General features: G+C 48.5%; 11 protein-coding genes. 1 reads left to right on the top strand and 10 read right to left on the bottom strand.

The features are described from left to right. The coding region (locus HMPREF3096_RS10585) for a transposase domain-containing protein (RefSeq protein WP_141749332.1) at window positions 1-302 on the top strand (302 nt) is incomplete at its 5' end. Between the two features lie 121 nt (window positions 303-423). Here the strand turns inward: HMPREF3096_RS10585 and HMPREF3096_RS10580 are convergent. From HMPREF3096_RS10580 to HMPREF3096_RS10535, 10 genes are all read right to left on the bottom strand, one after another. After that, entirely contained in the window at window positions 424-2157 is a 1734-nt protein-coding gene (locus HMPREF3096_RS10580; RefSeq protein ID WP_032738458.1) for a nitrilase-related carbon-nitrogen hydrolase, read from the bottom strand. Between the two features lie 50 nt (window positions 2158-2207). Beyond that, complete coding sequence (locus tag HMPREF3096_RS10575; protein WP_032430981.1) at window positions 2208-2849, bottom strand: ANTAR domain-containing response regulator; 642 nt, start codon at window positions 2847-2849, stop codon at window positions 2208-2210. Beyond that, a complete protein-coding gene (locus tag HMPREF3096_RS10570) occupies window positions 2833-4005 on the bottom strand; it encodes a transporter substrate-binding domain-containing protein (RefSeq protein ID WP_023328878.1) in 1173 nt (390 codons plus the stop codon). Before HMPREF3096_RS10570 ends, HMPREF3096_RS10575 begins: the two co-directional genes overlap by 17 nt. 95 nt (window positions 4006-4100) lie before the next feature. Further along, window positions 4101-5087 (bottom strand): acetamidase/formamidase family protein, encoded by a 987-nt coding sequence (locus tag HMPREF3096_RS10565; RefSeq protein WP_023328877.1) that lies wholly within the window; start codon window positions 5085-5087, stop codon window positions 4101-4103. A gap of 32 nt (window positions 5088-5119) precedes the next feature. After that, complete coding sequence (locus tag HMPREF3096_RS10560; RefSeq protein ID WP_023328876.1) at window positions 5120-5839, bottom strand: ABC transporter ATP-binding protein; 720 nt, start codon at window positions 5837-5839, stop codon at window positions 5120-5122. Continuing rightward, window positions 5836-6570 carry an ABC transporter ATP-binding protein gene (locus tag HMPREF3096_RS10555; RefSeq protein ID WP_023328875.1) on the bottom strand — a complete coding sequence of 245 codons (735 nt, stop codon included), beginning with the start codon at window positions 6568-6570 and terminating at the stop codon, window positions 5836-5838. The genes HMPREF3096_RS10560 and HMPREF3096_RS10555 overlap by 4 nt, the downstream gene beginning before the upstream one ends. Continuing rightward, a complete protein-coding gene (locus HMPREF3096_RS10550) occupies window positions 6567-7628 on the bottom strand; it encodes an ABC transporter permease subunit (protein WP_070544423.1) in 1062 nt (353 codons plus the stop codon). The genes HMPREF3096_RS10555 and HMPREF3096_RS10550 overlap by 4 nt, the downstream gene beginning before the upstream one ends. Window positions 7629-7637: 9 nt before the next feature. Beyond that, window positions 7638-8507 carry an ABC transporter permease subunit gene (locus HMPREF3096_RS10545; protein ID WP_070544422.1) on the bottom strand — a complete coding sequence of 290 codons (870 nt, stop codon included), beginning with the start codon at window positions 8505-8507 and terminating at the stop codon, window positions 7638-7640. Window positions 8508-8603: 96 nt separating this feature from the next. Beyond that, window positions 8604-9824, bottom strand: coding sequence for an urea ABC transporter substrate-binding protein (locus HMPREF3096_RS10540; RefSeq protein WP_032430998.1), 1221 nt, complete (start codon window positions 9822-9824; stop codon window positions 8604-8606). A 604-nt stretch (window positions 9825-10428) separates the two neighbouring features. Continuing rightward, the coding region (locus HMPREF3096_RS10535; protein WP_141749331.1) for a fumarylacetoacetate hydrolase family protein at window positions 10429-10948 on the bottom strand (520 nt) is incomplete at its 5' end.

Genomic DNA, 10948 nt, shown 5'->3' with positions numbered 1-10948 from the left:
CAAAAGTTCGATTTATTCAACAAAGCCCTTACTATACTGACGACGGCTGGGCCGAGGCAGATAACAACATAGCTGAGAATGCGCTACGGATGGTCAGCCTGGGCCGCAAAAACTACCTGTTCTTCGGTTCGGATCATGGAGGAGAGCGGGGAGCGCTGCTGTACAGCCTGATCGGGACATGCAAACTGAACGGAGTGGAGCCAGAAAGCTACCTCCGTTATGTCCTTGACGTCATTGCTGACTGGCCGATAAACCGGGTCAGCGAACTACTCCCCTGGCGCGTAGCACTGCCAACTGAATAACACATCCCCGTCAATACGGTTCTCGCTGCACGCTTACTTTAGTTAATAGTCTGGGTTTTTTTCATTGCTTCTCATCAGTGATGAAGGGCGCAATTATTAACCCGGGTTGTAACGAAAAGGCTTAATACAGCAGCGGTTTATAGTGATGGGGTTGGCGCATGGCAACCAGATCTTTACGCCGTACCACATTGGTTGGATAAGGGCTGTCAGCAAGAGAGCGTGTGTCGACGATTTGTGTTGTGACCAGCGTTTCCTGCCAAAGCAGCCGTTCTTGCCGTGGAAAAGTGAAGGTTTCTGGCCCGAAAATTCCGCTAAATCCTCCTGCCCCATCTATACCATCAAGTGCATTAGCAAAAACCAGATAAAGATTGTTTTCTCCCGCACGGGTTCTGAATAAGTGCCAATGCAGCGGATCGGCCCCTGTTGGGATAGGGAAATTCTGTGTCACAGAGCTGCCCGCGTGGGCGGCGGTAAATCCTGCCGAAAGCGCAGCAGAACACGCAATAATATCGCATCCCATTAAAGCGAGAATTCGTGCTGATTCGGGAAACAGGGCATCGTGACCTGACAACAATCCAATTCTGCCAAGCGCGGTATCAAACACTCGCCAGTGTTCTCCCGCGCTGGCCCATTTTTGGCTTTCCTGCGAAAGATGGATTTGCCTGTAACTGCCGATTATCCCTTCTGGCCCAAACAGCATCTGTGCAATGTAGTTTTTATCATGTTGCTTTTCTGCCATTCCGACCACAAGGTAGACTCTTAGCTGTATAGCCAGGCGAGCCAGCGTCTGCACTGCCGGGCTTTCTAACGTTTGAGCATGAGCCGCATTATCGTAATGACCTGTCAAGGCTAATTCAGGGAAGACGATCAGCTCGCTACCTTGCTCCAAAACAGCTTCTTTTGTCATGGCGATTATCGCCGCCAGATTATCTTCAACTTGCTCACCGGGAGATAACTGCGCCACGGTGATACGGCTCTGCTTGCCTGGGGGGAGTGGCTGATGTCCATACAGCCCAAAGAAATCCTGCGGGTTCCATAAAAAACTGTCGCTTAATAGTAAGTGATAATAATCAGGACGGCGTTGATAAAAAACCGGCTCCCCTAATACCTGGCGCTGGCGGCTACGGTTGATATCTATTTCGGCATACGCTATCCCATTACCGTTATCGACCACTGCGGCAATGTTGCCATCAGGCTCAATAATACAACTACCGCCGCTAAACTGAACTCCGCGTTCTAGTCCCCAGCGGTTACTCTCCAGCAGATAACAACCGTTTTCCATTGCCCGGCTAATCCAGTAGGGCGCGGGGGTGCGTTCTGCCAACCAGTTGCTGATGTGACAAATGACGTCAACGCCGTCCAGGGCCAGCAAGCGGGCTGTTTCCGGGAAGTGAATATCCATGCAAACCAGCATACCAATGCGTCCTAGCGGAGTATCGAAGACTTGATGTCCAGAATCGCCCGCCGCAGCCCATTTGGGTTCTGAAATATAGGGGTGGGTTTTACGATGGCAACCGATAACACCCTCAGGCCCAATTAATACGGCGCTGTTGTAATACAGCGATGTATTGGGGTCGATTTCAGGCATTCCCAAAACGATATAGCATTGATAATGTTGCGCTAACTCAGCAAAAAGTGCTGTACTCTCGCCAGGGACGGTTTCTACCATCGGCGCAATCTCCTGCCGGTCAAACCAACAGTATCCCGTTGTTGCCATTTCCGGGGTTGTAATCAAGCGTGCACCTTTCTGTGCCGCCTGTTCAACCAATATAAGCAATTGACGTAAATTGGCTTCTTTGGCAAACATTAAGGGTTCGAATTGAATTGCGGCTGCAAGATAAGGGGCTATCGGCATGATGATCCTCACGATTAATAAATGCGATGTTCAGGGAGCCCAGGTAAGGCTTACTTCATTTTTCCGGATGCTGGCGCCCCGGGCGTAGTCCAGGAGAAAATGTCATTGGCCTGTATTAACGAACATGAGATCTCTTCGACAGTAATACGTTTGTCCATAGCCTGATGGCGCAGAATCTCATAAGCCTGTTCTTCGCCAATGCTGTGCATTCTCATCAGGATGGCTTTAGCTTCACTAACCTGACGGATACCGAGCATTTTTTTCTCCAGTCGTTCTATTCGATCGCTCATCTGCCGTTGTTGTTGAGCATGGTGCAAAGCAAACACCATCGCAGAGAGTAAGCCTGAAGAGCGAATTGGAGTTGTTATCGTGGCTCCCGCACCCATGCTGATGGTTTGATCGATAAACGTTGGATTTTCATAGGCGATAACCGCGATAAGGACATGTTTACTCAGATTAAGCCACGACACGTCTGGTTCTGGGTTATCTGACTGTAATGCATAGAAAATCAGGTCCGTATCAGCGGGAAGTCGTTCAGGAATAGGCCAGAAGGCCTGAACCTTAAATCCCATGCGGCGTAAATGATTAGTGAGTGTTGCACCGTCATCATCATCGGGGTGTAACACTACGCAACGAATCCCCCGACTCAGTAATATGGCTGTTGTGCTAAGTCTGCTATCGTGAGGGCGCATATGGATACCCCACAGTTGTTAGCTTCGTTACCCAATCGCCCTGAATCTGATTGGTCATATAGGGATCGGGATCGACAATACGGCGAGACTCCTGGACAATTGTAAATTGCCCATTTTCATTTGCCATACCAATGCGCGGATATAGCCCGGTATGCTGATTAAGCTGATCAATACGAATACGCCCCTGGGGAGCATCAAACTGGCTACCCCTCAGCGCGGTTGATAACGGGTAGATATGATCACTGCCACACTCGGCCATGGCTTTTGCAAAAAGGTGTACCTGGCTGTACGTGGCCTCCCAATTCATGTCCGTACTCATTTCCGGTCCGAATTGCTTACGGAATTGTTTGAGTGCGGATTGATTTGCCTTGGTGTTAATACTTTGAAAATAGGGGGCGGAAGTAAAATGCCCCTTTGCGGCCTCCGCGCCCATAATGGCAATCTCAGTTTCTGAGGTATTTAAGCTACCAATAGGCATACGCGCAGGATCTAAACCTGCAGCCTTATAAGCCTGATACAGGAAAGGAACGGTCTGCCCGACAACAGTGCTGAAAATAAAATCTGGCTGCTTTTTCATGACCTCATCAATAATAGGTAGAAAAGCTTCATAGGGCGCATTCAAATCAAGATAACGCTCACCAATCACTGCTCCGTCATGCCGTTGCAGAATTAATTCCTGCATGTTGCGGTTACATTCGTAGGGATAAATATAACGGGAACCAATCAAATAAACCCGTGTCCCAAACTGAGCCGCGAGGTAGTCAGCCAGCTGTACACAATTCTGATTAGGCGCGGCACCGCCATAGAAAATATTTTCTGAAAACTCAAAGCCCTCATACAGTTGCGAATAAAACAGCAACCGACGATACTTTTCAACAATCGGTGACATCGCTTTTCGGCTGCTGGAGGTATAGCCGCCAAAAATCACATTTACTTCATGTTCGGTAATTAATTCCTCGGCCATGGCACGAAACAGTACATCGTCAGATTGCGGATCCAAATGAATTGCATTGAGTGGTCTGCCGTTGATGCCGCCATTTTGATTAATTTCGGCAATAGCCTGGGTTGCTCCGCGCCATTGTGACAACTCTTGTGCCGCCGTCACTCCGCTGAAGGAGTAAAGTAAACCAATATTGATGGGTGTATCTGGCCCCATATGCACCTGCTTTAGCTGTTAAAAATAGCGATTGTTTGAACTTACACATTACCCCGATCTACATCCGGGTAATGTTCACCGGTTAGTTATTCCTACTAAACTAACAGGTTTTTGTTCAGCATCGCGCCAACGGTGTATTTGGGGTCGACCATGTTGCCCAGCCGCACTTTGCCGCATTGACTCAGAAGCATGTAGGCATCCCATTGTTCGAAGCCAAAGTCTTCTACCAGCCAGTAAATTAAGTCGCGATATGCAATTCGCGTCGCATCCTCCAGTGGACGTGCACTGCCAATACTCATAATATTTTCGGCATTCTCCATTCGTGGCCAGGAAAGCTGCCAGTTCTTGATCAAATCGACTTTGATGGTGGTGATTGAGGCAAACTCTACTGCGGTCCCGCAAATCTCACCATCACCCTGACAAGCATGGGCATCACCAATAAACAGGCGGCCTCCAGGCGCACGTACCGGCAGATAGGTAATACTCCCTGGTCCTATATCCGGCACATCCATATTCCCGCCGTGATTGTCTGGCGTCAGTGAATTGATTGAGTCAATTTCTGGCGATACGCTCAAGGTGCCAATATGGGGTTTATAGGGAAGCGTATGGCGTTTGCTCCAGTAGACCTTTTCACTGTCGAGTTTAATCATGCGCACCTTTTCTGGCAGCGGATCATTGAGCATAGCCGTCAGGTCGGTCCCGGTCAGTCCGCCAAAATGCGGAATCATGGCGCAGATGCCGTAGGGATCAACGCCGCGGGGCAACATGGATTCGATATAGACAGCGAGCACATCACCTTTCTCCGCGCCATTGACCATGATCGGTCCGTTTTGTGGGTTGAGAAAGGGCATTTTTAGCAACTGGCTCGGAATATCCTGTTCCGAATTGATAGCACCTTCAAAAGCATCTCGAGTGTCGACAATAATCCGGTCACCGGGTTCGATGGTCAGGACGGGTGTGGAATAAGGGCCAATGGTGTAATGAAACTCTTTTTGCATTTCTTCCGTCAGGTGATGCGTTACCGGTTTACGCCCGGCACCAACACCGCGTTTGGCCATAATGGATTCTTCCAACCATTTCATATGTTATTCTCCACGTAATTTATAGCGTTTAGTTACAGAGCCAGATGACGACGCATTAAAAGATCATCAGAGAGCTGTTGTTGGGTCAGCGTTTCTACAACCAGGCCTTTATCCATTACCGCACAGCGCTGTGCGGCCCGCTGGATCATCGCAATATCCTGCTCGACCAGGATCACGGCCACATGGAGTTCCCGGGCGATGCGTACCAGGGTATCGGCAATGATATTGACGATAGAAGGTTGGACACCTTCGGACGGTTCATCCAGCAGCAGGACCTTTGGTGAGCCCACCAGGGCTCTGGCAATCGCCAATTGCTGTTGCTCACCGCCACTCATAGTTCCGGCTTTTTGCTTGAGCCTTTGCCGCAATATGGGGAAGTAATCCAGTACCCGATCCAGCATCTCTTTTGCAAATTCGCGATGTTCACGGACAAATTGCATTCCGACTTGCAGATTCTCCGACACGGTCAGCCCGGTAAAAACTTCACGCCCTTGCGGGACGTAGCCAATGCCTAAACGAGCGCGGCGCTGCGGTGAGGCCTGAGTAATATCAATTTCGCCCAATAAAATTTGGCCTTGCTTTGCCGGAACAACGCCAATTAATGTGCGCATCAATGTGGTTTTGCCTACGCCATTGCGGCCAATCAAACCCAATACCTCGGCTGCATGTAGCTGCAGTGTTACGCCATTGAGAACTTGCCCACCGCCATAGCCACCGGCCAGCTCCTGCATTTGTAAAACAACGTTAGTCATACGGTTTTCCCCAAATAGATGTCTGCTACATCCTCGCGAGCCAGCACTTCGCCGGCATTGCCGTCTGCAAAAACTTTCCCTCCATGAAGGACCGTGACCTGTGAAGCAATTTGCCGGACAAATGTCATATCATGCTCCACCACCAGTAATGTCAGACCGTCATTTTGCATTTGCTTAATTAACTCGCCAGTCAGGTAGGTTTCATCAATTGACAAGCCTGCGACTGGCTCATCGAGCATGAGTAACGTGGGTTGCAGCGACACCGCCATAGCAATTTCTAGCCACTGTTTTTTGCCGTGGGATAGATTAGCCGCGAGTTGACGACATTCAGCGGTAAGCTTAAAACGCTCTAATAACTCATCCACACTGACTGCCTGTGAGCGAACTTCCGGGCGTAAATGGCTGAGAGATAATTGCAAATGTTGCGCAACTGTCAGTTCAGGAAAGATCCCGGGAATTTGAAACTTAATGCTCATTCCCATTTGAATACGCTGAAAAGGCGCTAAGGTATTTATCCGCTGATTGAAAAAGTGGATATCTCCATTACTGGGTACATGCTCGCCAGTGAGTAATTTGAAAAAGGTACTTTTACCGGCACCATTTGGGCCAATAACACATCGCACTTCGCCACGACGTATTTGTAAATCAACTTGATTGATAACTTGAGCACCACCGAAGTGTTTGCTTAATCCCCGTGTTTTGAGGATCGGTTCCTGCGAGACCTGATTCATAGCGAGTCCTCCTTTTTCCGGCGTGAGGAGAGCAAGCGGGTGATGCTCTCAGCCAGCCAGGATAAAAGTCCGTTGGGCGCCGCTAATACCACTAACAGCAAGATGGCGCCCAGTAGAATCAAGGCATATTCGCTGCCATAAACAGCTAACCATTGGGATAGCCACACCAGGATGGCCGTAATGATCACCGTGCCAAAAATGTTTTTCCGCCCAGCGGTGGCAACCCAGATGACCGGCATTGCAGCGGCGGATAAACCCATTGATGACGGGGTAATATATGATCCCCACAGGGTATAAAGTGCTCCGGACAGGCCAGAAAGTACACCTCCCAGCACAAACACCAGTAATTGATAACGGCGGATATCAATGCCGAGCATCTCTGCCCGATGAGGATTTTCACGAATTGAGGCCAACGTCAGGCCAAAATTGGAGCGTAACAACGTCCTCACCCCCCAATAAACACCCGCGAGCAGCAAGATAATCAGGTAATAAAAGCCGTTGTCTTCCAGTGGCAAGTCACCGTTAACCCATGGTATGGACAAGGGGGGCATCCCTGACATACCGTTGAAACCATTCAAACGCGCACTGCCGATAGCCCATTGTGGACCTGCAGTTTGTGACATAAAGGTTTCCAGGACCAGAGTGCAGGACAGGGTTACGATACCAACAAAAATACCGGTTACCCCGCCGTAAAACATCAGGTAACCCAGTGCCGCAGCCGCTGCAGCGGCAAGCAGCAATGCGACAATTAAACCGGACCAGGTAGAGAGCACGCCAGCGCCGAAGTTTAATGTCATCACACCATAGGCGTAACCCGCCAGACCAAAGAACGTCGTTTGGCCGAAAGATAAAATACCGCCATGTCCCCACATCGCAGCTAATCCGATGGCGCCGAAGGTCCAGAGAAGAAAGTAGGAAAAGTCACCGATCGTGGTGCTATCGACCACTAACGGTAGCATGAGAGCACCAGCTAAAATTAACAATGTCGCCAGCCAGCTCGAGGATTGTCTGTGTTTCTTCATACCATTCGCCGATAAATTAAGAGAGGTTGTTGTCACATTCAGCTCCTAGCGGTTACGGGTAAACAGGCTGCCAACACCATTCGGTAGTACGCGAATAACCAGTACGGCGGTGACCAGTAAGCCAATTTGGCCAGCAAGTTGCCCATACCAGGAATTTAACCAGGTCTGTATTGCGCCCAGGGCAATTGCGGCAGGAATAGTGCCAACCAAGACATTTGCGCCGCCCACGACGACCGAAACAAAGGCCTGGATAATAAAGCTGCTCCCCATGGTAGGGACGGCAGTCAACGTCGGGGCATAAATAGCCCCGGCCAGCCCGGCCAATCCAGCACCCAGCGCGAAAGTTAAGGTATAAATACGGTCAGTTTCTAACCCCAGGCAGGAGGCCATACGGGCATTTTGAATAGTCGCTCTGGCACAGACTCCGTAGTTGGTGTGGAAAAACAGCCAATAGAGCATCATTAATATAGCGATGGCGAAGAAAGGCAGCAGTGCACGGTAAGTCGCAAAAGAATATTCGCCGAGAGTGAAAGAGCCGAAAGGTGTTGAGAGCCCTTCCAGTGATGGACCGGCGATGAGTAACATGCTTTGTTGCACAATCAGGCTAATAGCCCAGGTTGCGACTACCGAGTCATACAGACGCCCATAAAGATGGCGCACGATGAGACGCTCGATGACTCCGCCGAAGAATGCCGCGGCTAATGTACCGCACAGCATGGCGAACGGAAGCGGCAAACCCGATTTGTTCATCAGTATGGTGACATAGGCACCGCACATAATGAATTCACCGTGTGCCAGATTTATCACCCCCATCATGCCGAAGATAACCGCCAGCCCCAATGCTGCCAGCACCAGATAAGCGAAGTTATCGCCAAACTGATAAATCACTGAGTAAATAAAAGAAAGCGCTAACATCGTTGGCAATCCCCGGTGTCCTGATTGACACGATTTAAAATGGATATAACAGGGAAGTTCCCGTTACTCGAGCACTTCCCTGGCACGTGGTTTGATTTACGATTTTTTAGGTGGTGATGATGGGGTGTACTGGCTGTGGTCCGGTTTTACCGGCAAATTACAGCCAGCGTCTCCTAGCCAGTAAGGTTTGATATTTTCCCATACCTTAGGTATCTCGATAGAATGATCATCTTTTACATGGGCCAGATAGATGGTATGGCTCAAATGGTGACTTTTGGGATCAATACATACTTTTCCGGACGGTCCATCAGTACAGATATCACCACTTTCCAGCGATTTACGAACAGCATCCATATTAGTCGTGCCGGCTTTCTCTACTGCCGCTTTGTAAAGATAAACCGCATCATAAGCATTAGCCGCTTCCTGATTGATGTAGGGTTCATTCGGGAATTTGGCATGGAAGCGTTGTTTGAAGTCATTACTGGCCGGGCTGTCTACTTCTTCTATGTAATTAGTCGTGACATACATGTCTTTCAGCGCCGGGGCTTTAAAGCGTTTATGCTCATAAGCCTGGCCAACGTTGACGGAGCTCGCCATTGGTAAATTTAGTTTTGCCGCCGCTTGTTGCTCATAATAGGAAGATTGGTTCGCCCCAACCAATAATGTCATCACAAAATCGGGCTTGACTTTCTGGATATTTTGAATCGTTTGACCAAATTGCGAGACGCTCAGTGGGATAAACTCTTCACCCACCATGGTACCACCATTTTCTTTCACAATTTTGCGGACCCATTCAGCCGATATTTGCCCGAAATTATAATCGGCAGCAATGGTATAAACTTTTTTACCATACTTCGCCATCATCCATGGAATTAATGTAGAAAATTGTTGTTCAGGAACCGCACCAGTGACGAAAACATTAGAGTCACACACGCCACCTTCATACTGATTGTTATACCAGTAAAGCTGTTTTTCACGATCCATAATCGGCCGGATAGCCTCACGCGAGGCGCTGGAAAATGCCCCAAAAATCACATCCACTTTATCGTTTTTAATCAGACGACGGGCCATTTGTTGAAAACGTGTGTTGTCGGATTGCGTATCGTATTGTATTAAATCAATTTTTCTCCCGAGTATTCCGCCTTTGGCATTAATCTCGTCTATTGCAAGCTCAGTCGCATGAATTTTAGGAATAACCGGTAAAGCAAAATTACCTGAAGCATCTTCCAGTAAACCAATTTTTATTGGTTGTTCTGCCGCGGTTGCCATTCCTGAAGTGGTTACGGTAAATACAGTAGCAATTGCGATTGATAGCATGCTGTAATGACATTTTATTCTGGACATAAGTACCCCTGGTTCAGTTAATAGATAGACCTGAAAAAAAGCCAAAAAAAAAGCCCAGCAAAGTCAAATGACATTGCGAGGGCTCTATTGCCATAACCACAAGCCGACAACGTTGGCGTTCTTGCGGAGAAGTCAGCATCACTATAGTAATTATTTCTGAGCATTGTCAACTATTAATTTCTAATAAAAATAAAAGTGGCGCCTGGAAAGTATTGCACCAACTCGGGGCAGGCAGTTGCACAACAATAGCCCATGAGAACACACGTGCTAACTGTGCATATATCATAGGGAAACAGCTATATTATCGTGCGAAGATTTGAGAGATTAAGAACAAAGGGTTAATAAATTGCACCAATAAGATATTTAACACCCATTTGGAGTCTGGCTATAATTATTGCTGCTAAAATGGATACCATCTATAACTGGACTGACCCCACCTCAGCAGGTATTCCCTGTCCTCACGACGAGGTCAGTTTAAAGTCCTCCGGACTGACGCCGCCGGGATGAGTGTGGCGCCGGGCCCGGTTGTAGAAGACGTCAATGTAAACGAATATATCGGCCTGGGGCACCTCCCATATTAGCGAATGGGAGTCTGTTCTGTTACCAGTGGGTTTTGATATCCCAGTTTCTCAATATGGATACGGATTCGGTCACCCGCCTTTAGCCAGACAGGCACCGGCTTCATGCCTAAACCCACTCCGGCAGGGGTACCCGTAGCAATGAGATCGCCGGGCTTTAACGTCATATAATGGCTAACATAAGAGACGATTTCTGCTACGGAGAAAATCATCTGACGGGTGTTGCTCTGCTGACGTTTTTCACCATTAACTTCCAGCCAGATATCTAATTCATGTGGATTTCCAACTTCATCGGGCGTGACGATATAGGGACCAACAGGGCCAAATGTATCGCAGCTTTTCGCTTTATCCCATTGAGATGACTGAAACTGAAAACCCCGCTCTGAGACATCATTAACAATGGAATAGCCAGCGACATAACCTAAAGCGTTTTCAATGCTAACTTGCTTTGCCTCACTGATGTAGCCCCCTGAAACACCGGACAGTAGCTGTATCTCCAGATAAGAGATAGGCTTGAAT

Origin of the sequence: Klebsiella sp. HMSC25G12, from assembly GCF_001807705.1 — a bacterium.
GTDB lineage: Bacteria > Pseudomonadota > Gammaproteobacteria > Enterobacterales > Enterobacteriaceae > Klebsiella > Klebsiella variicola.
This window is presented reverse-complemented; position numbering and strand designations above follow the sequence as displayed.